We start from the raw sequence: 23,081 nt of genomic DNA, 5'->3' as shown, positions 1-23,081 counted from the left end.
GCGTCGGCGCTCGGCCGGGCCGAGGGAAGCCAGATGAATCATGACGTTCCGGTGCACCGGACCCCTGACCCCGTGGCATACTTCGGGAGCGCTCCGCATCCCCCGTCGGAGCGACGGACCGACGCCGGGCAGCTCCCCCCGTGGCTGCTCGGCGTCGCCATTCTCCGGCGGGGATGCGCCGCGGTGACTTCACGCGCGAGCGCTTAGGGTTGAGGCCGTGAACCTCCCCGACATCTCCGCCGAGAGCGCCACCGGCGCACCTGTCTGTTCAGCCAAGGGCTGTCGCGCCGATGCCGTATGGGTGCTCGCCTGGAACAACCCGAAGCTGCACACCCCGGAGCGCCGCAAGACCTGGCTGGCGTGCGACGAGCATCGGGAGCACCTCTCCTCGTTCCTCGGTGTGCGCGGTTTCCTCAAGGACGTCGTGACACTGGCCGAGTGGGAGTCCTCAGCCGCCGATCGCTGACATGGGGCGGTCGGGCTGCAGGAAGGCGGGGTCGTCGAGACCGGAACCCGCCTTCTTGCCCCACATCGCGAGCTTCCAGATCCTGGCGATCTCCTCGTCGGGCGCGTCGGAGCGCAGGGCGCCGCGCAGGTCCGTCTCCTCGCGGGCGAAGAGACAGGTGCGGACCTGCCCGTCCGCGGTGAGCCGGGTGCGGTCGCAGGCCCGGCAGAAGGGCCTGGTCACGGAGGCGATGACGCCCACGCGGTGCGGGCCGCCGTCCACGGTCCAGCGCTCGGCGGGGGCGGAGCCGCGCTCCTCGTCCCCTTCCGCGCTGAGGGTGAAGCGCGTGCGCAGCGAGGCGAGGATGTCACCCGCCGTGATCATGCCGTCGCGCTTCCAGCCGTGCTGGGCGTCGAGTGGCATCTGCTCGATGAAGCGGAGCTCGTAGGCGTTCTCCACGGCCCAGGCGAGCAGGTCGGGGGCCTCGTCCTCGTTGAGACCGGGCATGAGGACGGAGTTGACCTTGACCGGGGTCAGTCCCGCTTCGCGGGCGGCCTGGAGTCCTTCCAGCACGTCCTTGTGCCGGTCGCGGCGGGTGAGCGTCTTGAAGACGTCGGGGCGCAGGGTGTCCAGGGACACGTTGACCCGGTCCAGGCCTGCCGCCTTCAGGGCGGCGGCGGTGCGCTTGAGGCCGATGCCGTTGGTGGTCAGCGACATCCTGGGGCGGGGCTCCAGTGCGGCGCAGCGCTCGACGATCGAGACGAGGCCGGGGCGCAGCAGCGGCTCGCCCCCGGTGAACCGGACCTCGGTGATGCCGAGACCGGTGACGGCGATACGGATGAGCCGGACGATCTCGTCGTCGCTGAGCAGCTCGGTCTTGGAGAGCCACTGCAGGCCTTCTTCGGGCATGCAGTAGGTGCAGCGGAGATTGCACTTGTCGGTCAGTGAAACACGCAGGTCGGTGGCGACCCGGCCGTAGGTGTCGACGAGCACTGTGGGCCCCCTCCCCCGGTTGTGTCCGCGGTTGCGGTTCTGACTTCTCCGAGACTACGCGAGACCTGTGACAAAGCGGGGGGCCCGGTTGACACGAGGTGCGGCGGGGCCCCGTCGTAGGTCTCTACGACGGGGCCCCGCCGGGGTGCGGCAGTCGGGTCAGTGGGCTCCGGTGCCGGTGAGGGACTTGACCTCGAGTTCGGCGTACTTGCCCTTGTCCGGCTCCTCCTTGGAGAGGACCGAACCGACCCAGCCGAGCAGGAAGCCCAGCGGGATGGAGATGAGGCCCGGGTTCTCCAGGGGGAACCAGGCGAAGTCCACGTCCGGGAACATCGAGCTGGCCTTCCCGGAGACGACCGGGGAGAACAGCACCAGGAAGACGGACGAGGAGAGGCCGCCGTAGATGGACCAGAGGGCGCCCTGGGTGGTGAAGCGCTTCCAGAAGAGGCTGTAGAGGATGGTCGGCAGGTTGGCCGACGCGGCGACGGCGAAGGCCAGGGCCACGAGTCCCGCGACGTTCAGGTCGCGGGCCATCGCACCGAGCCCGATGGAGACGACGCCGATCGCGACGGTGGCCCAGCGGGCCGCGCTCATCTCCTCCTTCTCGGTCGCCTTCCCCTTGCGGATGACGTTGGCGTAGATGTCGTGGGCGAAGGAGGACGAGGAGGCGAGGGTGAGGCCCGCGACCACGGCGAGGATGGTCGCGAAGGCGACGGCGGAGATGACGGCGAGCATGATGGCGCCCCCGGTGGTGCCGACCCCGCCGAGGTACTCGGCGAGCTGGGGTGCCGCCGCGTTGCCCGCCGGGTTCTTCGCCTTGATCTCCTCGGGCCCGATGAGTGCCGCGGCGCCGAAGCCGAGGGCGATCGTCATCAGGTAGAAGGCCCCGATGATGCCGATGGCCCAGTTCACGGACTTGCGGGCGGCCTTGGCGGTCGGGACGGTGTAGAAGCGGATCAGGATGTGCGGCAGGCCCGCGGTGCCGAGCACCAGCGCGATACCGAGCGAGATGAAGTCCAGCTTCGACACGTCGGTGACGCCGTACTTCAGGCCGGGCTCCAGGAACGCCGCGCCGTGACCGCTCTTCTCAGCGGCGGTGCCCAGCAGGTCGGAGACGTTGAAGTCGAACTTCCAGAGCACCATCAGGGTCATCAGCAGCGCGCCGGCGATGAGCAGCACGGCCTTGACCATCTGGACCCAGGTGGTGCCCTTCATGCCACCGATGGTGACGTAGAGAATCATGAGCACGCCGACCAGGGCGACGATGAGGACCTTGCCGGCGTCGCTGGTGATGCCGAGCAGCAGCGCGACGAGGACTCCCGCGCCCGCCATCTGGGCCAGCAGGTAGAAGATCGACACGACGATGGTGGAGACACCCGCCGCCGTGCGCACCGGCCGCTGCCGCATCCGGTAGGCGAGGACGTCGCCCATGGTGTAGCGGCCCGAGTTGCGCAGCGGTTCGGCGACGAGCAGCAGGGCGACGAGCCAGGCGACCAGGAAGCCGATGGAGTAGAGGAAGCCGTCGTAGCCGAAGAGCGCGATGGCGCCGGCGATGCCGAGGAAGGACGCGGCCGACATGTAGTCACCGGAGACGGCGAGGCCGTTCTGGAAGGCGGTGAACTGCCGGCCGCCCGCGTAGAAGTCGGACGCGCTCTTGGTCTGCCGGCCGGCCCAGACGGTGATGCCCAGCGTCGCCGCGACGAAGACCGCGAAAAGGGTGATGATCAGCGGGCGGTGTTCGGTCGTCGACGACGACGCGGCGAGCTGGTTCAGGGTGTGCGTTACGTACGCGGCGCTCATGCGTCGGCCTCCAGACGGGACTTGATGGCCGCCGCCTGCGGGTCGAGCTTGTTCGTGGCGTGGCGCGAGTAGAACCAGGCGATGAGGAACGTGGTGGCGAACTGGGCGAGGCCGAACACGAAGGCGACGTTGAAGTTCGCGAAGACGATCTTGCTCATGAAGCCGCCGGCATAGCTGGACAGCAGCACGTACAGCAGATACCAGGCAATGAACCCGACGGTCAGCGGGAAGGCGAAGGAGCGGTGGGAGCGGCGCAGCTCGGCGAACTCCGCACTGTTCTGCGCCTCCAGGAACACCTCGGTCGTGGGCTGGACGGGACTGCCGTCCTCAGGGGTCTGGGGCGGCGGTGCTTCGGTGGCCACGGATTCTCCTCGCGACGCGGGTGCGGTGGTGGGAACGGTGGATTTCACGGGGAGTCCTTCGTGTGGTGGGGGCTGGACGCGCGACTCCCTGTGCAACGGCACGGAGAGCGCGGCGAAGCGGTTCACCGCAGGTTCGGTCTTCTCGGGCCGGCGCCCGCGGACGCGACTCCCACAGGTCACACCTCGAACTCACTTGCCCGTATTCATTGATGTGCCGGGAAGATCGGCGATAACTTCACAGGTCATGTACCGGACCGGACGCGCCAGTGTCCGGCTCCACCGGCACGGATGATGTGGAGAACCCATGGCTCATCTGGCATCCAGACGGACTCGCGTACTCACGCTGCCCGTCGGACTCGCGCTCACGGCCTCGCTCGGCTTCCTCCCGACGGGGACCGCGGCCGCGGCACCCGCGGACGAGCCGGCGGCGGCGGTTCGCGCGGACGGCCCGAAGCTGTCGTACGTCGTCAACACGCGGGCCGGTCACGGCACCGTCAAGCAGGTGCGGAAGGCGATATCCGCGGCCGGCGGAACCGTCGTGACGTCGTACGACAGGATCGGCGTCATCGTCGTCCACTCGCAGAACCCGGACTTCGGCGCGACGATACGCAAGGCCAAGGGCGTCCAGTCCGCGGGCGCCACGCGCACCAGCCCGCTCGTCCCGCAGGCGACGAAGGACATAGGCGTCGAGCAGCCGCTCACCGCCGGCCAGGCACGGGCGGCGTCACAGGACGCGGTGGCGGGCCAGGACCCGCTGGAGCCCCTGCAGTGGGACCTGCCCGCCATCAAGGCGGACAAGGCGCACAAGAAGTCGCTCGGCAGCAGCAAGGTCACGGTCGCGGTCATCGACACGGGTGTCGACGACACGCACCCGGACCTGGCCCCGAACTTCGACCGCGAGGCCTCGGTGAACTGTGTGTCCGGCGCCCCGGACACCACGGACGGCGCCTGGCGGCCCGCGGCCGGTGAGAGCGACCACGGCACGCACGTCGCGGGCACCATAGCCGCGGCGAAGAACGGCACCGGCATCACCGGTGTCGCGCCCGGGGTGAAGGTCTCCGGCATCAAGGTGTCCACGCCGGCCGGACTCTTCTACACCGAGGCCGTCGTCTGCGGCTTCGTCTGGGCCGCCGAGCACGGCGTCGACGTGACCAACAACAGCTACTACACCGACCCGTGGCTGTTCAACTGCAAGAACGACCCGGACCAGGGCGCCCTGGTCGAGTCGGTCACCCGCGCCACCCGCTACGCGGAGGGCAAGGGCGTCGTCAACGTCGCCGCGGCCGGCAACTCCGACCACGACCTGGCCCTCGACGCCATCGAGGACTCGACGAGCCCCAACGACACGACGCCGGTCACGCGCACGGTCGACCCGAGCGCCTGCCCCGACATCCCGACCATGGTGCCGGGTGTCGTGACGGTCTCCGCGACCGGTGCGAAGAACCTCAAGTCCTCGTACTCGAACTACGGCCTCGGTGTCGTCGACGTGGCCGCCCCGGGCGGTGACTCGACGCGCTACCAGGCGCCGGAGGCACCGGCCGACAACGGGCTGATCCTTTCCACGCTGCCCGGCGGCAGATTCGGCTACAAGGCCGGTACGTCGATGGCGTCCCCCCACGTCGCGGGGGTCGCGGCCCTGATCAAGTCGACCCACCCGTACGCCTCGCCGGCCGGGGTGAAGGCCCTGCTGACGCACCAGGCCGACGCCACCGCGTGCGGTGCGCCGTACGACATCGACGGTGACGGCACCGTCGACGCGGTCTGCGAGGGCGGCAAGCAGTACAACGGCTTCTACGGAGCCGGTGTGGTGGACGCGCTGGACGCGGTCCGCAGGTAACACGTGGGAGAGGGGCCGGGGACAGCTGTCCCCGGCCCCTCTCGTGCGCCGTACGGCTACGGCCTGGTGAGGACCTTGAGCGTGGTGCGCCAGTCCCTCTCCCCGTGGCCTTCCGCACCGGCGCCGGGGGGACCCACCGGTCCGCCGAGCGCCCCCCGGGTGAGCAGGTACTGCGCGGCCAGGTAGGTCAGCATGATCCAGAAGTCGTGTGCGGGCAGTTGCGGCCAGTCCGCGATACCGGTGGCGATGAGCGCGTCGGAGAGCAGGAACAGCGCGCCGCCGAGTGCCGCGTACCTGCCGAGGGCGCCGGCCCGCCAGGCCATCGCGGTGAGGAGCAGGCTGTAGCCGGTCAGAGGGATCCTCAGTCCGCCCGGCAGGCCGGGCCACAGGAGCACGACGAAGGTCACCAGGACGGCGGCGTACACGAGGCCGGCCGCCGGGGAGACGCGGGCGCGCCCGAAGAGCCACAGGTAGCAGACGTGGCCGACGGCGAAGGACCCCATCCCGGCGAGGAAGGCCGTATCCGAGCCGGGCATCAGCAGCACGTCCCCGCCCCAGCCGAACAGCAGCGCCGCGAGCAGCGGACGGGGGCCGCCCCGCGCGGCGGCGTAGGCGGCGAGCAGGGGCATCAGCAGCGGTTTGGTGACCAGGTGGGCGGCGTCGGCGCCCACGAGGAGCCCCGTCAGGTGGACGGCGGAGACGGCGAGGAAGGCCGCGAACAGGGGGTGTACGAGCCGGGGCGCACCGGTGCGGGGGGTCATCCGGTCTGCCCGGCGCCGGCGCCCGGCCGCACGGGCACCGCCGTGGCGGCGGGGGCGTCGGCGGTGCGCGACGGCTGCCAGCCCGGCCCCCGGAAGACCCGGCCGGCCCGCTCGCCCCAGGTGGTGGCCGCCCGTACGTCGCGGGCGATGGCGGCGTACTCGTGGGTGGCGACGCGGAACGGGTTGTGGGTCGCGATGTTCTTGGTGAGGCCGAAGACGGGGCGCTCGGTCTCGGCGGCGAACGAGCCGAAGAGCCGGTCCCACACGATGAGGATCCCGCCGAAGTTCCGGTCGAGGTAGCCGCCCTGGGAGGCGTGGTGCACCCGGTGGTGGGAGGGGGTGTTGAGCACGTACTCGAAGGGCCGGGGCAGCTTGTCGATCCGTTCCGTGTGCACCCAGAACTGGTAGACGAGGTTCGCCGAGGAGCAGAAGGCGAGCGCGGCCGGATGGACGCCGCAGGCGATGAGCGGGACGTAGAACGGCCAGACGGTCAGGGAGGTCCAGGGCTGGCGCAGCGCCGTCGTGAGGTTGAACTTCCGGCTGGAGTGGTGCACGACGTGGCAGGCCCAGAGGATCCGGATGACGTGGTGGCCCCGGTGGGACCAGTAGTAGAGGAAGTCCTGGGCGAGCAGCATCAGCAGCACCGTCCACCACAGGACGGGGACGCGCAGCGGGGTCAGCTCGTAGACGGCCGCGTAGACCGCGACTATGGGAATCTTCCACAGCAGGTCGAAGACCAGGCTGCCGAGCCCCATGGTGACGCTGGTTGCGGCGTCCTTGGCGTCGTACCCGGCGGCCTCCTCGTCCGGGTGAAGCCGGTGGGCCACCATTTCGAGGACGGTGAGCAGGACGAAGGCCGGGATCGACCACAGCACGACATCGGGCAGGTTCGGCTCCATGCGAGCACCGTAGAGCCGCCCCGGGTGCCGGGCATAGACGTTGTTACCGACAAGTATGTGAGACATGGCGTCATGAGCGTTTGGTGGGTTCTGCCAACTGCCCCGTCGTAGGATTTCCGGCACGCGCGCCGTCGAGGGGGAGGAACGCACGTGACCGGTACGGAAGTTGCGCTGATTCGGCTGGCCACCACCGTCATCGGCACGGTCGCCAAGTCACTGCTGGCCCCCAGGCCGGGCGCGGCGCTCGTCCCGGACCCGGTTCGGCCACTCCCCCGCCCCGCGAAGCCGGACCGGCTGGTGAAGGTGCTCGGCGGCCGGCTGGCGGAGCGGTACGCGGACCTGCCCGAGCACGAACGCCTCGCCGCCCTCGACTCCGTGCACGACACCTTCGCCGCGGCGGGCGAACTGACGGCCGAGCGACTGTTCGCGCTGGACCTGGACGAGGACCGGCTGCACACCGAGCTCGCGGATCCGGCACCCGGTCTTTCCGGCCGGGCGGCCGAGCTGTACGACGAGCTGCTGCGCCGGTGCTGCGCCCATGCGCTGGAACAGTTCACCGCCCACCCGTCGTTCGCGGCGCGTGCGGCCGTGGAACAGACCCGGGCGGAGGCCCGGACCCGGGAGCTGGTGGAGGACGTACGCTCCCGGGTCGGCCCCCGGCCTGACGCCGCGGCGCTCGCCTTCGAGCAGCGGTACGCCGATTTCGTGGCCACCACGAACTGCCGGATGGGGCTGTTCGGGCTGACGCTGGGACGGTCGGCGAGCGAGTGGCCGCTGGAGACGGCGTACATCAGCCTGAGCGTGAGCGGCGAGGGTGCCGGGCAGGACGGACTGGACCGCACGGCCACGGTGACGGTCTCCGTGGAGCAGGCGCTGGCCGGCACGGACCGGCTGCTGCTGCGGGGTCCGGCCGGTTCCGGCAAGAGCACGCTGGTGCAGTGGCTGGCGCTGAACGCGGCCCGCCGCACCTTCGGCAGCGACCTCGGGGACTGGAACCGCTGTGTGCCGTTCGTTCTGCGCCTGCGCGCCTTCACCTCGCACGGGTCGCTGCCCGTTCCTGAGGAGTTCCTGCGGGCGGCCGGCGTCCCGCTGGACGGAGCGGCGCCGGCGGGCTGGGCGGACGGCGTGCTGTCCGAGGGCCGGGGCCTGGTCCTGGTGGACGGCGTCGACGAGGTACCGATGCGGCTGCGTCACCGCACGGAGAAGTGGCTGAAGGACCTGATCGCGGCCTACCCGAAGTCCCGCTACGTGGTGACGACCCGGCCCTCCGCCGTCCCCGAGAGCTGGCTGTCCGGATCCGGGTTCGAGGCCCACTCCCTGCTGGCCATGGGCAGGAAGGACATTCACGCGTTCATCGATCACTGGCATGCGGCTGCCCGGTCCGAGTGCGCGTCCGATGAGCAGCGCGGACAGCTCGATGTGTACGAGACATCGCTGCGCCGGGCCGTGACGACCCGCAGCGACCTGGGACGGCTCGCGACGAACCCGCTGATGTGCGCCCTTCTGTGCGCCCTGAACAGGGACCGGCGGATGCAGCTGCCCCGCGCCCGTAAGGAGCTGTACGACGCCGCGTTGGACATGCTGCTCGTACGGCGGGACACGGAGCGCGAGATCGTCGGGGTGGAGGGCGTCGACCTGACGCGGGAGGAGCAGACAGCTCTGCTGCAGCGGCTGGCGTACTGGCTGATCCGCAACGGCCAGGCGGAGGCGGACCGCGACGAGGCCATCGCCATGGTGGCCGAGTGGATGACCGCGATGTCGCAGGTCCGGGGCACCGCCGAGGAGGTGTTCTCGCACCTGCTGATCAGGAGCGGACTGCTGCGCGAACCCGCCCCGGGGGCGGTGGGCTTCGTGCACCGGACGTTCCAGGACTACCTCGGCGCGAAGGCGGCCGTGGAGGCCCGCGACTTCGGTGTGCTGGTCCAGCACGCGCACGACGACCAGTGGCACGACGTGGTGCAGATGGCGGTGGGCCATGCACGCCCCGACGAACGGGCCCGGCTCCTGCGCCAGTTGCTGAAGCGGGCGGACCATGCGCGCAAGCACCGGCACCGCCTGGTGCTGCTGGCGGCGGCGAGCCTGGAACACGCCCCGGAGCTGGACCCCGCGGTACGGGCCGAGGTGCAGCGGCAGACGGAGACCCTGCTGCCGCCTCGCACACGGGCCGAGGCGGAGGAGCTGGCGGAGGTGGGCGAACTGGTGCTGGAACTGCTGCCGGGACCGCAGGACGTGGCGGAGGAGTACGCGGCGGGCCACGTGGTGACGACTGCGGCCCTGGTGGGCGGTGACGCGGCGTACGAGGTGATCAAGCGGTACCGGAATGACGAGCGACAGTGGGTCGCCGCCCAACTCGACGAGGCGTGGAACAGGTTCGACACCGACACCTACGCCCGTGAGGTACTCGCGGCACAGACTTGGCAGGGTGCCAGCATCTCGGTGACCCACGAACGCCAGATGGCCGCGCTCCGGCATGTCCCGGTGGCCCGGCGGGTCCGGCTGCTGGGCGACATCGCGGACATGTCCGCCCTGACCTCCCGGCACGAGATGGAGAGGCTCTTCGTTTTCGACAACGAGGCGCTGACCGGCATCGAGGCCATGGCCGCGATGACATCACTCACCGGAGTGGGTCTCAGCCTGTGCCGCCGTATCAGCGACCTGAGCCCTCTGGCCGGACTTCCGCTCACCTGGCTGTCGCTGATCCAGCTCAATCCCGGCATCCCCTCGGAGCATCTGGAGCCGCTCACGGAGATCCGCGATCTGACGCTGGGCCATCGCTTTCCCGTCGGCAGCATCGGCGAACTTCCCCTGGGGCGTCACCTCGAGTCTCTGTACCTCCTCAGGGAGGTCGAGGATCTGGACCTCGAGGGCTTGGAGCAGTGGACCGAGCTGGCGGTACTCGCGGTGACCGGGCTTCGTCAGCTCGGTCACGTGGGCCGTACGCCCTTCTTCCGGCGTCTTGACGAACTGCACCTGGCCCTGCCCGACCTCCCGGAGCTGGACGTGATCGCCGGACTCACCGGGCTGCGTACTCTGGTGGTCAACCGCAGCAGGATTCCGCACGGCCTGGCGCCTCTGCGGGATCTGCCCGCGCTGGAGCACCTGCATCTGTACGTCCCACCCGAGAACGGCCCGGTCGATCTGACGCCGCTGTCCGGTCTCGGCGACCTCACGGTCACCGTCGGATCCGAGACGGTCCTCACGGGCACCGAGCTCTTCCCGCCCGAGCGCATCGTGCGCAGAGGCTAGGGCCCGCCCTCACACCCCGGCCGCCCCCAGCAGCGTTCCCGCCCCGTAGGTCACCGCCATCGCCACCGCTCCCCCGGACACGTTCCTCAGCACCGCCCTTCCCGCCGGCGCCCCACCCAGCCGCGCGCTCCACCAGCCGGTGAGCGCCAGGGCCACGAGCACCGACATCACCGTGACGGCCAGCCGCGCCGGGGCCGGCGGGAGCACGATCGCCAGGAGCGGCAGGAGCGCGCCCACGGTGAAGGCCAGGAAACTCGCCCCCGCCGCGTGCCACGGGTTGGTCAGCTCGTCCGGATCGATGCCGAGTTCGACCTCCGCGTGTGCCCGCAGCGCGTCCCGCCGCGTGAGCTGCACGGCTGCCTCCCGGGCGAGCCGACCGCTCAGCCCCTTCTCCTCCAGGAGCCCGGTCAGCTCGGCGAGCTCGGCCTCCGGGGTCTCCTCGAGCTCCCGTTTCTCCGTCGCCAGCGCGGCCCTCTCCGAATCACGCTGGGTGGACACCGACACGTATTCGCCGGCCGCCATCGACATGGATCCCGCGAGCAGCCCTGCCAGGCCCGCCGTGAGCAGGGTGGAGCGGTCACCGGCGGCCCCGGCCACGCCGACGACCAGACCGGCGGTGGAGACCACCCCGTCGTTGGCACCGAGCACCGCTGCCCGCAGCCAGTTGAGCCGGGTGCCGAGTCCGCCCCGGTGGGGTTCGCCGTGGGTCTGTGCGTCTGTCTCCGTCACTCGGGGAGCGTCTCACCGCGCCCTCGCCGGGCGCGTCCGCGACCCGCGTTCCCGCCGTCGCGGTCAACTGCTCGGCGGGGTCGTCGCGTTCACGGCCCCGGACTCCCGGATGGGCCGCTGTCGGTCCCGGCCCGTATTCTCTGTGACCATGCTCGACGACCGTCAGACCGCAGCGCCGTGGCCGGCCGCGTATCCCCAGGGGTACGCGGTCGTCGACGTGGAGACCACCGGACTCGCCCGCGACGACCGGATAGTGTCCGCTGCCGTGTACCGCCTGGACGCGAGAGGCGTCGTCGAGGACCACTGGTACACGCTGGTGAACCCCGAGCGGGATCCCGGCCCCGTCTGGATCCACGGGCTGACCAGCGATGTCCTGGAGGGCGCGCCGCTCTTCCCCGAGGTCGCCGCGCAGCTGTCCGAGCGGCTCGCCGGACGGGTGCTCGTCGCCCACAACGCCGCGTTCGACTGGTCGATGATCGCCCGGGAGTACGCACGGGCGTCGGTCACCGCGCCCGTCGAGCAGCGGCTGTGCACCATCGCACTCGCCAAGGAGCTCCGGCTCCCCCTGCCCAACCACAAGCTGGAGTCGCTGGCCGCGCACTTCGGCGTGGTGCAGCAGCGCGCACACCACGCGCTGGACGACGCCCGGGTGCTGGCCGAGGCGTTCCGGCCCAGTCTGCACGCGGCGGCCAGGGACGGGGTGCGGCTGCCGCTGCTGGAGTGCCGCCCGCTGACGGAGTGGAGCGACTCCCCGGTCACCCCGCGCGCCGGCTACCGGCCGTCGCAGGGTCAGGGCAGCTGGCGTCCCTCGCGCAAGCGCCCCACGTGCCCGTATCCGAATCCCGGGCGCTACGAGTCGGACAAACCGCTCATGCAGGGCATGCGGGTGGCCTTCTCCGGAGACACCTCGATCGACCGGGAGCTCCTCGAGGACCGCGCCGTGGAGGCCGGTCTGCACGTGGCGACCAGCGTGTCGCGGCTGACGAGCCTGCTCGTCACCAACGACCCGGACTCGGCCACGTCCAAGACGGTGAAGGCGAAGTCCTTCGGCACCCCGATCCTGGAGGAGAGCGCCTTCACCCATCTGCTGAGGGACGTGGCACCGGCCAGGACGGTCGCCGTGCCGAAGCCGTCACCGTCATCGGAGTGAACCGGCGGCGACTCGCCCCGCGCCGGCTCGCCCGCCGCCGTCCGGCGTCCCACCCTGTGGCGCATGGCACGTTGTGAGGTTTGCGGAAACGACTACGGGATGTCCTTCGAGGTGCACGCGCAGGGCGCGGTGCACGTCTTCGACTGTTTCTCCTGCGCCATTCACCGCATGGCGCCCATCTGTGAGCACTGCCGGGTCCAGGTCATCGGCCAGGGCGTCGAGGTCGACGGCCACTGGTACTGCGGTGGCCACTGCGCCCGCGCCGAGGGAGGGGCGGGCATCGTGGACAAAGTATGACGGGCCGTCCCGTCCGCACGGGGGACCCTCCGTGCCGCACCCCATGGCCCCGGTTGTACGGTCATGGGGTGTACCGCTTCCTGTTGACCCGGCAGTGGGTGATTCTCACCCTCCTCGTCCTCGCGATGATTCCCACGATGGTGGAGCTGGGTTTCTGGCAGTACCACCGGCATGAACACCGGGTGGAGCAGAACGCGCTGATCACGCGGAACCTGGAGGCGGACCCGGTCCCCGTCACCCGCCTCACCTCTCCCGGGCACACGGTCCCCCGCTCCGACTACTGGCGTGCCGTGACGGCCACCGGAACGTTCGACACCGAGCACGAGGTGGTCGTGCGCCGCCGCACCTCGCGGGACGAGCGCATCGGCGTACTCGTCCTGACCCCGCTGAACATCAAGGGCGGCGGCACGGTCCTCGTCAACCGGGGCTGGGTCCCGGCCGCGGCCGACCAGCAGGCCTACCCGGAGGTCCCCGCCCCGCCTCGCGGCGAGGTCACCGTCACGGGCCGGCTCAAGGCGGACGAGACGACGAGCGCCAGCGGGATCAAGGACCTCGAAGGTCTGCCGGACCGCCAGGTGATGCTGATCAACAGCTCCCAGCAGTCGCACCTGATCGGCCGCCCGGTGCTGGGCGGGTACCTCGAGCTGACCGGTCCCGAGCCCGCGGACGGCAGCCCCGAGACGATCGCCGCCCCCGACGACGGCTCCATCGGCCCTCACATGGCGTACGCCGTCCAGTGGTGGCTCTTCACCGCGGGCGTCCCCGTCGGCTGGGTCATCCTCGTGCGCCGTGAGAAGCGCGACCGTGAAGCGGCCGCCAAGGAGAGCGAGACGGCGGAACAGCCGGAGCCGGCGAACGCCTGAGGGGCGCGTGGCGTCGTCCAACCGGTCCGCACCGGTTCCGCTGCTTAGCGGGGCCCAGGTTCGGGAAGACGCCACAGCGTGACCCCACGTATCGAGGACTACGCCATCATCGGCGATCTCCAGACAGCCGCCCTGGTCGGCAGAAACGGTTCCGTCGACTGGCTGTGCCTGCCCCGCTTCGACTCGGGCGCCTGTTTCGCGGCCCTGCTCGGCGACGAGGAGAACGGCCACTGGCGCATCGCCCCCACGGGCACGGACAGCACGGACACCTGCACCCGGCGCGCCTACGTGGACGACTCCCTGGTCCTGGAGACCTTCTGGGAGACCAGGACCGGGACCGTCAAGGTCATCGACTTCATGCCGCAGCGCGACAAGGCGCCCGATGTCATGCGGATCGTGGAGGGCGTCAGCGGCAGCGTCGACATGAGTTCCGTGCTCCGGCTGCGGTTCGACTTCGGCTCCGTGGTCCCGTGGATGCGCCGCTCGCACGGCCACCGTGTGGCCGTCGCGGGCCCGGACTCCGTCTGGCTGCGCAGCGAGCCGCCGGTCAAGACGTGGGGCCAGCAGTTCAGCACGTGTTCCTCCTTCACCGTCGCCGAGGGCGAGTCCGTGGCGTTCGTACTCACCTGGCACCCCTCGCACTCCGCCCGCCCGAAGCTGATCGACCCCCACAAGTCGCTGAAGCACACCCTCTCCGACTGGGCGACATGGGCGGCGCGGTGCACCTACCACGGCAGGCACCGGGAGGCGGTACTCCGCTCCCTGATCACCCTGAAGGCCCTCACCTACGCCCCCACCGGCGGGATCGTGGCGGCCCTCACGACCTCGCTGCCCGAGGAGATCGGGGGCGTACGGAACTGGGACTACCGCTACTGCTGGCTGCGCGACTCCACCCTCACCCTGGGCGCCATGGTCTCGGCCGGGTACCTGGAGGAGGCCGCCGCGTGGCGGGACTGGCTGTTGCGGGCCGTGGCCGGTGATCCCGCGGACCTCCAGATCATGTACGGGCTCGCCGGTGAGCGCCGCCTTCCCGAGACGGAGCTGCCGTGGCTGAGTGGCTACGAGAACTCGCTCCCGGTCCGCACGGGCAACGCGGCGGTGCGGCAGCGGCAGCTCGACGTGTACGGCGAGGTCATCGACTCGCTGAGGGTGGCCCGCGAGGCCGGGCTCGACGACAAGCCGCACGCCTGGAACCTGCAGCTCAGCCTGCTCGGCTTCCTGGAATCCACCTGGCGGGAGCCGGACGAGGGGCTGTGGGAGGTCCGCGGGGAGCGCCGCCACTTCGTGCACTCGAAGGTGATGGCCTGGGTCGCGGCCGACCGCGCGGTGCGCACCCTGGAGGAGAACCCCGAACTGCCGGGCGACGCCGACCGGTGGCGGGCCATGCGGGACGCCGTGCACGCGGAGGTCTGCGAGAAGGGCTACGACCCCGTACGCAACACCTTCACCCAGTACTACGGTTCCCAGGAGCTGGACGCCTCGACGCTGCTCATCCTGCGCACCGGTTTCCTGCCCCCCGACGACCCCCGGGTGGTCGGGACCGTGGACGCGGTGCGGGACGAGCTCGCCCATGACGGTCTGATCCGGCGCTACAGCACCGAGGGCGCGTCGGTGGACGGCCTGCCCGGCGACGAGGGGGCGTTCCTCGCGTGCTCGTTCTGGCTGGTCGACGCCCTGCTGCGGACGGGCCGCCGGGACGAGGCCGAGGTGCTCTTCGACCGGCTGCTGGACCTGCGCAACGACGTGGGGCTGCTGGCCGAGGAGTACGACCCGGTGGCAGGGCGCCAGCTCGGCAACTACCCGCAGGCGTTCAGCCACATCGGCCTGGTGAACAGCGCGGTCGACCTCGCGGGTGAGGACTTGGCAGGATAGGGCCATGGATCTTGGACTGAAGGACCGCGTGTACATCGTCACCGGCGCGACCCGTGGGCTGGGCAATGCCACCGCGCGTGCTCTCGCCGCCGACGGCGCGAAGGTGATCATTTCGGGCCGTGACGAGAGGAGTGCCGCCGAGGCCGCCGCAGAACTGGGCCCCGACGCGGTCGGGCTCGCGGCCGACAACGCCGACCCTCTGGCGGCCCGGCGTCTGGTGGACGCCGCGAAGGAACGCTTCGGCCGGCTGGACGGCATCCTCATCAGCGTCGGCGGCCCCGCGCCGGGCTTCCTGGCCGACAACACGGACGACCAGTGGCAGTCGGCCTTCGAGTCGGTCTTCCTCGGTGCCGTGCGTCTGGCCCGTACGACGGCGGACGCCCTCGGTGAGGGCGGTGTGATCGGCTTCGTCCTGTCCGGGTCGGTGCACGAGCCGATCCCCGGCCTGACGATCTCCAACGGACTGCGCCCCGGCCTCGCCGGTTTCGCCAAGTCCCTCGCCGACGAGCTGGGTCCGCGCGGGATCCGGGTCGTCGGTGTGCTGCCGTCCCGGATCGACACGGACCGCGTGCGCGAACTCGACGCCCTGTCCGGCGACGCGGAGGCCTCCCGTACGGCCAACGAGGCGCGGATCCCGCTGCGCCGCTACGGCACCCCGGAGGAGTTCGGGAAGACCTCGGCCTTCCTGCTCTCCCCGGCCGCCTCCTACCTGACGGGCATCATGGTGCCGGTCGACGGCGGCGCCCGGCACGGCTTCTGACTCCCCGGCCCGGGCGGACCCCGGTGCACCCGCCCGACCTCGTCAGTTCACGCGTTCCGCTCGGTGCTTGACCGCCTTCAGACGGACCTCGGCCGGCAGTTCGTCCAGCCCGGCCGAGGTCCGCGCGTGCGTCAGAGCCCCCTCGGAGAGTCCGCGCAGCACCGGCCCCGGGGCCGCGTGCGGCTCCATCAGCAGCCGGACCCGGGCCTGCGGGGCGGTACGCCGGCCGGTCAGCGTGGCCTTGGCGTCGGACACCCCGTCCAGGGCGCCCGCCTCCTCGGTGAGCACACCCTCCAGAGCCCTGCCGCGCAGCAGCGCCCCCTCGCCGTCGCCGCTGTCGACCAGTACCTCGGCGAGGCGCCCGCGACGCAGTTGGGCGAGGAACCACCACAGCGCGAGGATCACCAGGACGGCGAGAACCGCGATGACGGTGGGCCACCACCAGCCCTCGTCCCGCCACCTGGTCCGGTCGCCCTTGCTGAGCAGCACGTCGTCCGGCCCGTCGAAGGGCGACCAGGAGGGTACGGACACGCCGAGCCCGGACACGAGGACCGCGCCTCCGAGGACGAGGAGGATCAGCCCTGCCAGACCGAGCAGGACCCGGTTGACCGATGTGATCACGGGGTCACCCCTTCTTCGCCGGCCGGCGCACGCGCACGGAGAGGCCGAGCGGCCGTGCCAGGCCCATTTCGCTGATGGCCGTTCGGAGGACGGTGTCCAGTTCGGCCTTGACGTCGTCGAGTTCACGGAAGTGCGAGAGGGCCCGCACGGTCGCCTTGCGCCGGCTCGTCTTCACCCGGGCGGACTGCACTCCGGACACCTTCACGGCCCGGTCGCGCAAAACGCGGGCGGCGGCCGTCCGGTCGAGTCCGGCCCGTACGCCGGGGTGGTGCCGGCGCATGGGGAGCAGGGCGCGCAGTCCGGGGGTGAGGGCCAGCAGGAGCAGCCACAGGCCGAGCGCGGCCGCCAGTGCGGATCCCGCCAGGACCCAGACGTCGTCGAGGTGACGGCTCGCCAGGTCGTCGGCGACCGAGCGGCGCCAGCGCATGGCCGGGTGGTCGGCCCGTACCGCTGCGATGTCGTAGAGCAGGAGCCCGGCGCCGCCGAGAACGATCAGGGCGAGCAGTGCCGCTGGGATCCTTCGCCCGGACCAGAAGCGGCCCGCCCTGCCGCCCGGCCGCGCCGTCGCGGGGGTGGGTTCGTACGACGAGCCCGACGCGGACCGGTCCCTCTCGAGCACGCCGCCGGGTGGCGCGGGCTCGGCGGAGGGCACGCGCCGCGTGCTGTTCTCCGGCTCGTGGGGCTCGGTCATCGGATGCTTCCCTTCGGTGCGGTGCCCTTTCCGGACGCGTGCAACCGCTCGACCTGCACCGCCACCTCGGGCACCTCCATACCCGCCAGGGCTTTCACCCGCTCGGTCACGCGGCGGCGTACCGACCCGCACTGACGGCCGATGTCACAGGGGTAGGCGAGGTCGAGGCTGACCCGTACCCGTGCGGTGTCCCGGTGCACGGTGACGGTGGCTCGCGGTGCGGCGGCGTCCTCGGGTCGCTCGCCGGCTGCTTCCTTGGCCGCCTGCGCGGCGATCTTCGCGACGACCCGGTCGGCGATCCGGGTCTGCCCGCGCCCTGCGGCGTCGACGCGGCCTGTCACCCCCGTCACCGTCGCCGGTCGCGCTCGCGACTCCGGAAGAAGTCGCCGGGCTCCAGGTCGCCGTCCAGGAAGCGGCCGGCGATGAAGCCGACCGCGCCCAGCGCGGCCACCAGCAGGAAGGCCCCGAACCCGCCGAAGTATCCGGCGAAACCGAGCGCCATGCCGGCCACCAGGCCGACCACAGCCATGCTCATCGTGTGCTCCTCAACTGCCGGGTGTGACAGGTCTACTGGACGCGGGACTCGGACTCGTCCTCGTCGTCGTCCTCGTCGGGCAGTTTCACATCGCTCACTGCGATGTTGACCTCGACGACCTCCAGGCCGGTCATCCGCTCGACCGCCGCGATGACGTTCTCGCGCACGTCGCCGGCGACCTCGTTGATCGCCACCCCGTAGTCGACGACGATCTCCAGATCAACGGCGGCCTGCGATTCACCGACCTCCGCCTTGACGCCGCGGGACACGGACTTCTGGCCGCCGGGCACGCGGTCGCGTACCGCGCCGAACGTCCGGGAGATGCCACTGCCCATCGCGTGGACACCGACGACGTCGCGTGCCGCCATTCCGGCGATCTTCTCGACCACACCGTCGGCGATGGTGGTGCGGCCACGGGTCGCGGGGGCTCCCCCGCCGCGCTTGCTGAACTGGCTCTGCCTGCCGTCGTCCCCGCCGGACGCACTGCCGGGGCTGTCGGGCCGGTTCCGCTGTGGGCTCTCGGTCATCGCCGCTCTTCCCTTCGGGGCGGGTTGAACTTCCGTGGCTCACAGTAAGTGCGCTTGCCCGGTCCCGCGCCGTGGATGCGGCAGGGTGGAGCAATGACTAAGGCTGACAGCCCGTACGGGGCCGACGGATGGACCTCTGCCGTACGCCAACGACTCGGCCTGGGCCGGTTGCTCCCTCTGGGTGGCCCCGCCGACTGTTCCTGGATCGCGGAGCGAGCGGCGACGACGGTGCTGCGGGATGCCGCGAGCGGGTCGGGAGCCGTGCTGGGGACGGTAAGGATCGCCCCGGCCGACGAGGACCACGCCCCGGAGCCGCCGGCGCCCGGGCCCACCGGCGCACTGCCGCCCGGACCTCTGCGGATCGAGGCCGGTTTCTCCGCGACGGCGCGGCGGCCCCTGACCGCCACCGCGGACGCGTTGCGCGCGGCCCTGCTGACGGCGGCGGCCCAGCGGCTCGGCCTGGTGGTCGACGAGGTGGACCTCCGGGTGACCGACCTGCTGGAGGAGGAACCGCCGCCGGCCACGGAGCCGCCGGCCGACATCCTCGCGGCGGCACCGGAGGGGGCCGCCGCGACGGCGGCGGCCGGGGTCCCCGGCGTCGTCTCGCTGACCCGGGTGCTGGGCAGCGCCGTGCAGCGCACGGAGGGTCATGTCCGGGTGGAACTCGCTGCGGCCGGGGACCACCGGGCACTCGACGTGGCGCAGGCGGTGCGCGGCGCGGTGGCCGAGGCCGTGGAAGGCAGTCCGACGGTCGCCGTGCTGGTCACGGCCGTCGTGAACCGGGACTGACACCGCCGCCCCCCGCCGGACGGCGAGGGGCGGCGCGCCGAAGTCGGCTGTTCAGTCGGCGAGGCCGGCGAGGTCGCGCAGGCGGCGGCCCTGGGCGGCCCGCTCGGCGGCGCGCTGCTCCTCGTACGTACGGGAGAGTGCGCCGCTCAGCAGCGCCTTGGTCTCGACGACCGCATCGCGCGGGGCGGCGAGCAGGGCCGCGGCCAGGTCGCTGCCTGCCGGGTCGAGCTGGTCGGCGGGGACCACGAGGTTGGCGAGACCGGTGCGCTCCGCCTCCTCGGCGTGCACGAAGCGGCCGGTGGCGCAGATCTCGAGCGCACGGGCGTATCCCACGAGGTTCACCAGGGGGTGGGTGCCCGTGAGGTCGGGGACGAGACCGAGGCTGGTCTCGCGCATGGCGAACTGCACGTCCTCTGCGACGATCCGGAGATCGCAGGCGAGAGCGAGCTGGAATCCGGCACCGATCGCGTGCCCCTGGACTGCCGCGATCGACACGATGTCATTGCGGCGCCACCAGGTGAACGCCTCCTGGTACTCGGCGATGGTCGCGTCGAGTTCGGCCTCCGGGCCGCGCGCCATGTCGAGGAAGGAGGGCTCGCCGTCGAAGCCCTCGGGTGCGAATGCCTGCCGGTCGAGACCTGCGGAGAAGGACTTGCCCTCGCCGCGCAGCACGACGACCCGCACACTGCCGGGGAGCACCCGTCCGGCCTCTGCCAACGCCCGCCACAGAGCGGGAGACTGAGCGTTGCGCTTGGCCGGGTTGGTGAGCGTCACCGTGGCAACCGCGTCTTCGACGGTGAGCCGTACGCCGTCCTTGTCGAGCACAGAGTCGAGCGAGGTCATGGAGCGCCTCCGGATCGGGTGCAGTCAGCACTTACTGGCAAGTAACTGAACAGTAACCACCCGGACGACCTGACGATCGGCCGGGTGGCCACCCGATGTTCCGGTGAGCCCTCGGAGCCGGCCTGGGCCGGACCATGACCGCTGCCCGCCGTCAGGCCGAAGCGGCCTTCTTGCCGCGAGTCGCTCCGCCGCGTCCCCGCAGCGTGACTCCGGACTCACTGAGCATCCGGTGGACGAATCCGTAGGAGCGGCCGGTTTCCTCGGCCAGCGCCCGGATGCTCGCACCGGAGTCGTACTTCTTCTTCAGGTCTGCCGCGAGCTTGTCGCGCGCGGCGCCGGTCACCCGGCTGCCCTTCTTCAGAGTCTCGGCCACCCGTGCCTCCTCAAGGAAGTGCGCTCTGGACTCTCATGATCACCCCTCCTGGGCTTCCTGGCCACCCATTCGGCAAGGTACGTACGACCGGATTCCGCGGCCTGAAGCTGTCCCACACAAACGGAAGCAGGAATTCCACGGGGTCTCGATCCCCGAGGGGACGGGCTGCGGGAAGAACGGCCAGGTCAGGGCCGTCCAGGGCGGGGTGGCCTGAAATGAGTGGGCCCGGCAGCTATCTGCCGGGCGCCGCGCCGGGGTACGAGACCCGCTCACTCAGATGATGGATCACCGATGGGCCGAATGATCCAGACGCGTTGGATCACCGGGCGCCGCACGGGATGCCGGGAGCCCCTGCGGGTCAGGCGAGGGCGACCAGGTCCCGGTAGTCCGCACCCCAGAGGTCCTCGACACCGTCGGGCAGCAGGATGATCCGCTCCGGCTGGAGCGCCTCGACCGCGCCCTCGTCGTGGGTGACGAGGACGACGGCACCCTTGTACGTGCGCAGGGCCCCGAGGATCTCCTCGCGGCTGGCCGGGTCGAGGTTGTTCGTCGGCTCGTCGAGCAGCAGCACGTTGGCGGAGGACACGACGAGCGTCGCCAGGGCGAGCCGGGTCTTCTCACCGCCGGAGAGCACTCCGGCGGGCTTGTCCACGTCGTCACCGGAGAAGAGGAAGGAGCCGAGGGTCTTGCGGACCTCGACGAGATCGAGGTCGGGCGCCGCGGAACGCATGTTCTCCAGGACGGTGCGCTCCGGGTCCAGGGTCTCGTGCTCCTGGGCGTAGTAGCCGAGCTTGAGGCCGTGGCCCTCGATGATCCGGCCGGTGTCGGCCTTCTCGGCACCGCCGAGGAGCCGCAGCAGCGTGGTCTTGCCCGCGCCGTTGAGGCCGAGGATGACGACCCGTGAACCCTTGTCGATGGCGAGGTCCACGTCGGTGAAGATCTCGAGCGAGCCGTACGACTTGGAGAGGCCCTCGGCCATCAGCGGGGTCTTGCCGCACGGGGAGGGCTCGGGGAAGCGCAGCTTGGCGACCTTGTCCGAGACCCGCACGGCCTCCAGGCCGGAGAGCAGCCGGTCGGCGCGCTTGGCCATGTTCTGGGCGGCGACGGTCTTGGTGGCCTTCGCACGCATCTTGTCGGCCTGCGCGTTGAGGGTCGCGGCCTTCTTCTCGGCGTTCTGCCGTTCGCGCTTGCGGCGCTTCTCGTCGGCCTCGCGCTGCTGCTGGTAGAGCTTCCAGCCCATGTTGTAGATGTCGATCTGGGCGCGGTTGGCGTCGAGGTAGAACACCTTGTTGACCACCGTCTCCACCAGCTCGACGTCGTGGGAGATCACGATGAAGCCGCCGCGGTAGGTCTTGAGGTAGTCCCGCAGCCAGACGATCGAGTCCGCGTCGAGGTGGTTGGTGGGCTCGTCGAGGAGCAGGGTGTCGGCGTCGGAGAACAGGATCCGGGCCAGCTCGACCCGGCGGCGCTGACCGCCGGAAAGGGTGTGCAGGGGCTGGCCGAGCACCCGGTCGGGCAGGCTGAGCGCGGCGGCGATGGTGGCGGCCTCGGCCTCGGCGGCGTATCCGCCCTTGGTGAGGAACTCCGTCTCCAGGCGCTCGTAGCGCTTCATCGCCTTCTCGCGGGTGGCGCCCTTGCCGTTCGCCATCCGCTCCTCGTTCTCCCGCATCTTGCGCAGGATCTCGTCGAGCCCGCGGGCGGAGAGGATGCGGTCGCGGGCCAGGACGTCGAGGTCGCCGGTGCGCGGGTCCTGCGGGAGGTAACCGACCTCGCCGCTGTTGGTGATGGTGCCGCCGGCCGGCGTCCCCTCACCCGCCAGGCACTTGGTGAGGGTGGTCTTGCCCGCGCCGTTACGGCCCACCAGGCCGATGCGGTCACCCTTGGCGATACGGAAGGACGCGGACTCGATGAGGATGCGGGCGCCGGCGCGCAGCTCGATGCCGGAGGCGGTGATCACGGAAATACTCCAGGGCGGTATGGACGGCGGAGGGACAGCGGACTCACGACTCGACGCCGTCTAATGCACAAGGAGAATTGCCATGGGACTCAGTCTACTGGCGGTGTCCACCTGCTTTTCGTCATGCTCCCGCCCCGTCACCGCGTCACTGCTGGACGCCGTGCGGCCGGACATACCCGAGCGAACCACCTGCCACGAGGTCCTCGGCCCGGCCTCGGGCATCGATGTCGGCGACCGGTGCGAGACTGAGACACGGATCACATCGCAACGGTGTGCGTGAGCAGGAGAAGGTGAGCGCGATGGCGGCAGCGGACGGCGCCCCCACGATCTGTCCGACGATTCTGTACGACGACGCGAAGGCCGCGATCGGGGTGCTCACCCGGGCACTGGGGTTCACCGAGGAAGCGGTGTACGAGGGGAAGGACGGCAGCGTCGTCCACGCCGAGCTGTCCTGCGGCAACGGCAGGGTGATGCTCGGTTCCAGAGGAGGCGGAGGTGTCTTCGCCGAGGCGATGGCCGGAGCCGGGCCCGCCGGGGTGTACGTGGTGGTGGACGACGTGGACGAGCACCACGCCCGGGCCGTGGAGCACGGTGTGGAGATCCTGATGCCACCCACGGACCAGGACTACGGCTCGCGCGACTACATGGCGCGGGACCCCGAGGGCAACGTCTGGAGCTTCGGCACGTATGCCCCGGGGTCCTAGGGCTGAGCACCCCGGGGGCTGCGCGGG

Annotated in this window: 24 protein-coding genes; 10 read left to right on the top strand and 14 right to left on the bottom strand. The window is 71.0% G+C overall.

The window, feature by feature from the left end; all coding sequences use genetic code 11:
• The first annotated feature begins 217 nt into the window (after positions 1–217).
• Positions 218–466, top strand: coding sequence for a hypothetical protein (locus OO67_RS33395; RefSeq protein WP_033305580.1), 249 nt, complete (start codon positions 218–220; stop codon positions 464–466).
• On the opposite strand, the gene moaA is transcribed toward OO67_RS33395, so the two are convergent.
• From moaA to OO67_RS33380, 3 genes are all read right to left on the bottom strand, one after another.
• Positions 449–1,438 carry a GTP 3',8-cyclase MoaA gene (moaA, locus tag OO67_RS33390; protein ID WP_033305579.1) on the bottom strand — a complete coding sequence of 330 codons (990 nt, stop codon included), beginning with the start codon at positions 1,436–1,438 and terminating at the stop codon, positions 449–451. The genes OO67_RS33395 and moaA overlap by 18 nt on opposite strands.
• A gap of 159 nt (positions 1,439–1,597) precedes the next feature.
• Entirely contained in the window at positions 1,598–3,238 is a 1,641-nt protein-coding gene (locus tag OO67_RS33385; RefSeq protein WP_033305578.1) for a solute symporter family protein, read from the bottom strand.
• Positions 3,235–3,600 carry a DUF485 domain-containing protein gene (locus tag OO67_RS33380; RefSeq protein WP_033305577.1) on the bottom strand — a complete coding sequence of 122 codons (366 nt, stop codon included), beginning with the start codon at positions 3,598–3,600 and terminating at the stop codon, positions 3,235–3,237. Before OO67_RS33380 ends, OO67_RS33385 begins: the two co-directional genes overlap by 4 nt.
• 304 nt (positions 3,601–3,904) lie before the next feature.
• Here OO67_RS33380 and OO67_RS33370 point away from each other — a divergent pair, with 304 nt between their 5' ends.
• The gene (locus OO67_RS33370) at positions 3,905–5,437 is read left to right on the top strand and encodes a S8 family peptidase (RefSeq protein WP_033305575.1); all 1,533 of its coding nucleotides are present in this window, start codon (positions 3,905–3,907) and stop codon (positions 5,435–5,437) included.
• A 56-nt stretch (positions 5,438–5,493) separates the two neighbouring features.
• Here the strand turns inward: OO67_RS33370 and OO67_RS33365 are convergent, their stop codons facing one another.
• Both OO67_RS33365 and OO67_RS33360 read right to left on the bottom strand, forming a co-directional pair.
• A complete protein-coding gene (locus tag OO67_RS33365; RefSeq protein ID WP_033305574.1) occupies positions 5,494–6,198 on the bottom strand; it encodes a lysoplasmalogenase in 705 nt (234 codons plus the stop codon).
• A complete protein-coding gene (locus OO67_RS33360) occupies positions 6,195–7,097 on the bottom strand; it encodes a sterol desaturase family protein (protein WP_033305573.1) in 903 nt (300 codons plus the stop codon). The genes OO67_RS33365 and OO67_RS33360 overlap by 4 nt, the downstream gene beginning before the upstream one ends.
• Positions 7,098–7,247: 150 nt before the next feature.
• Between OO67_RS33360 and OO67_RS33355 the strand changes: the two genes are divergently transcribed.
• Positions 7,248–10,343: an NACHT domain-containing protein gene (locus OO67_RS33355; RefSeq protein WP_051710139.1), complete on the top strand. Its 3,096-nt coding sequence runs from the start codon at positions 7,248–7,250 to the stop codon at positions 10,341–10,343.
• Between the two features lie 9 nt (positions 10,344–10,352).
• On the opposite strand, the gene OO67_RS33350 is transcribed toward OO67_RS33355, so the two are convergent.
• Entirely contained in the window at positions 10,353–11,072 is a 720-nt protein-coding gene (locus OO67_RS33350; protein WP_033305572.1) for a VIT1/CCC1 transporter family protein, read from the bottom strand.
• A gap of 142 nt (positions 11,073–11,214) precedes the next feature.
• Here OO67_RS33350 and OO67_RS33345 point away from each other — a divergent pair, with 142 nt between their 5' ends.
• The 5 genes from OO67_RS33345 to OO67_RS33325 all read left to right on the top strand — a co-directional run bounded on the left by OO67_RS33345 (position 11,215) and on the right by OO67_RS33325 (position 16,014).
• Positions 11,215–12,222, top strand: a complete 1,008-nt coding sequence (locus OO67_RS33345) for a DEDDh family exonuclease (protein ID WP_033305571.1) — start codon at positions 11,215–11,217, stop codon at positions 12,220–12,222.
• A gap of 63 nt (positions 12,223–12,285) precedes the next feature.
• Positions 12,286–12,519 (top strand): hypothetical protein, encoded by a 234-nt coding sequence (locus tag OO67_RS33340; protein WP_078598444.1) that lies wholly within the window; start codon positions 12,286–12,288, stop codon positions 12,517–12,519.
• 68 nt (positions 12,520–12,587) lie between these two features.
• Positions 12,588–13,382, top strand: a complete 795-nt coding sequence (locus OO67_RS33335) for an SURF1 family cytochrome oxidase biogenesis protein (RefSeq protein WP_033305569.1) — start codon at positions 12,588–12,590, stop codon at positions 13,380–13,382.
• Between the two features lie 78 nt (positions 13,383–13,460).
• A complete protein-coding gene (locus OO67_RS33330; protein WP_033305568.1) occupies positions 13,461–15,254 on the top strand; it encodes a glycoside hydrolase family 15 protein in 1,794 nt (597 codons plus the stop codon).
• 4 nt (positions 15,255–15,258) lie between these two features.
• Entirely contained in the window at positions 15,259–16,014 is a 756-nt protein-coding gene (locus OO67_RS33325) for an SDR family oxidoreductase (RefSeq protein ID WP_033305567.1), read from the top strand.
• A gap of 42 nt (positions 16,015–16,056) precedes the next feature.
• Here the strand turns inward: OO67_RS33325 and amaP are convergent, their stop codons facing one another.
• The 5 genes from amaP to OO67_RS33300 are packed head-to-tail and all read right to left on the bottom strand — an operon-like array spanning position 16,057 to position 18,388.
• Positions 16,057–16,635 carry an alkaline shock response membrane anchor protein AmaP gene (gene amaP / locus OO67_RS33320; RefSeq protein ID WP_033305566.1) on the bottom strand — a complete coding sequence of 193 codons (579 nt, stop codon included), beginning with the start codon at positions 16,633–16,635 and terminating at the stop codon, positions 16,057–16,059.
• A gap of 4 nt (positions 16,636–16,639) precedes the next feature.
• Complete coding sequence (locus tag OO67_RS33315) at positions 16,640–17,326, bottom strand: DUF6286 domain-containing protein (RefSeq protein WP_033305565.1); 687 nt, start codon at positions 17,324–17,326, stop codon at positions 16,640–16,642.
• Positions 17,323–17,676, bottom strand: coding sequence for an Asp23/Gls24 family envelope stress response protein (locus OO67_RS33310; protein ID WP_033305564.1), 354 nt, complete (start codon positions 17,674–17,676; stop codon positions 17,323–17,325). The genes OO67_RS33315 and OO67_RS33310 overlap by 4 nt, the downstream gene beginning before the upstream one ends.
• A complete protein-coding gene (locus tag OO67_RS33305; protein WP_033305563.1) occupies positions 17,673–17,861 on the bottom strand; it encodes a hypothetical protein in 189 nt (62 codons plus the stop codon). Before OO67_RS33305 ends, OO67_RS33310 begins: the two co-directional genes overlap by 4 nt.
• 32 nt (positions 17,862–17,893) lie before the next feature.
• Positions 17,894–18,388 (bottom strand): Asp23/Gls24 family envelope stress response protein, encoded by a 495-nt coding sequence (locus tag OO67_RS33300; RefSeq protein WP_033305562.1) that lies wholly within the window; start codon positions 18,386–18,388, stop codon positions 17,894–17,896.
• Positions 18,389–18,481: 93 nt separating this feature from the next.
• On the opposite strand from OO67_RS33300, the gene OO67_RS33295 reads away from it, so the two are divergent.
• Positions 18,482–19,177, top strand: coding sequence for a hypothetical protein (locus OO67_RS33295; protein ID WP_033305561.1), 696 nt, complete (start codon positions 18,482–18,484; stop codon positions 19,175–19,177).
• A 51-nt stretch (positions 19,178–19,228) separates the two neighbouring features.
• On the opposite strand, the gene OO67_RS33290 is transcribed toward OO67_RS33295, so the two are convergent.
• The 3 genes from OO67_RS33290 to OO67_RS33280 form a co-directional block, all read right to left on the bottom strand.
• A complete protein-coding gene (locus tag OO67_RS33290) occupies positions 19,229–20,020 on the bottom strand; it encodes an enoyl-CoA hydratase/isomerase family protein (protein WP_033305560.1) in 792 nt (263 codons plus the stop codon).
• Between the two features lie 151 nt (positions 20,021–20,171).
• A complete protein-coding gene (locus tag OO67_RS33285; RefSeq protein WP_006123601.1) occupies positions 20,172–20,393 on the bottom strand; it encodes a helix-turn-helix domain-containing protein in 222 nt (73 codons plus the stop codon).
• 358 nt (positions 20,394–20,751) lie between these two features.
• Entirely contained in the window at positions 20,752–22,350 is a 1,599-nt protein-coding gene (locus tag OO67_RS33280) for an ABC-F family ATP-binding cassette domain-containing protein (protein ID WP_033305559.1), read from the bottom strand.
• Positions 22,351–22,649: 299 nt separating this feature from the next.
• Here OO67_RS33280 and OO67_RS33275 point away from each other — a divergent pair, with 299 nt between their 5' ends.
• The gene (locus tag OO67_RS33275) at positions 22,650–23,054 is read left to right on the top strand and encodes a VOC family protein (protein ID WP_033305558.1); all 405 of its coding nucleotides are present in this window, start codon (positions 22,650–22,652) and stop codon (positions 23,052–23,054) included.
• Positions 23,055–23,081: the final 27 nt, after the last annotated feature.

It is taken from the genome of Streptomyces atroolivaceus, from assembly GCF_000717025.1.
Classification (GTDB): domain Bacteria; phylum Actinomycetota; class Actinomycetes; order Streptomycetales; family Streptomycetaceae; genus Streptomyces; species Streptomyces atroolivaceus.
Note: the sequence above shows the minus strand (reverse complement) of the source record. Positions and strands in the feature narration are given on the sequence as shown.

Excerpts from the sequence above, each read along its gene's own strand:
- OO67_RS33360 (WP_033305573.1), bottom strand. The coding sequence starts at position 7,097 with ATGGAGCCGAACCTGCCCGATGTCGTGCTGTGGTCGATCCCGGCCTTC.
- OO67_RS33275 (WP_033305558.1), top strand. The coding sequence starts at position 22,650 with ATGGCGGCAGCGGACGGCGCCCCCACGATCTGTCCGACGATTCTGTAC.
- OO67_RS33365 (WP_033305574.1), bottom strand. The coding sequence starts at position 6,198 with ATGACCCCCCGCACCGGTGCGCCCCGGCTCGTACACCCCCTGTTCGCG.
- OO67_RS33290 (WP_033305560.1), bottom strand. The coding sequence starts at position 20,020 with ATGACCTCGCTCGACTCTGTGCTCGACAAGGACGGCGTACGGCTCACC.
- OO67_RS33305 (WP_033305563.1), bottom strand. The coding sequence starts at position 17,861 with ATGAGCATGGCTGTGGTCGGCCTGGTGGCCGGCATGGCGCTCGGTTTC.
- OO67_RS33325 (WP_033305567.1), top strand. The coding sequence starts at position 15,259 with ATGGATCTTGGACTGAAGGACCGCGTGTACATCGTCACCGGCGCGACC.
- OO67_RS33370 (WP_033305575.1), top strand. The coding sequence starts at position 3,905 with ATGGCTCATCTGGCATCCAGACGGACTCGCGTACTCACGCTGCCCGTC.
- OO67_RS33385 (WP_033305578.1), bottom strand. The coding sequence starts at position 3,238 with ATGAGCGCCGCGTACGTAACGCACACCCTGAACCAGCTCGCCGCGTCG.
- OO67_RS33340 (WP_078598444.1), top strand. The coding sequence starts at position 12,286 with ATGGCACGTTGTGAGGTTTGCGGAAACGACTACGGGATGTCCTTCGAG.
- OO67_RS33295 (WP_033305561.1), top strand. The coding sequence starts at position 18,482 with ATGACTAAGGCTGACAGCCCGTACGGGGCCGACGGATGGACCTCTGCC.
- OO67_RS33300 (WP_033305562.1), bottom strand. The coding sequence starts at position 18,388 with ATGACCGAGAGCCCACAGCGGAACCGGCCCGACAGCCCCGGCAGTGCG.
- OO67_RS33315 (WP_033305565.1), bottom strand. The coding sequence starts at position 17,326 with ATGACCGAGCCCCACGAGCCGGAGAACAGCACGCGGCGCGTGCCCTCC.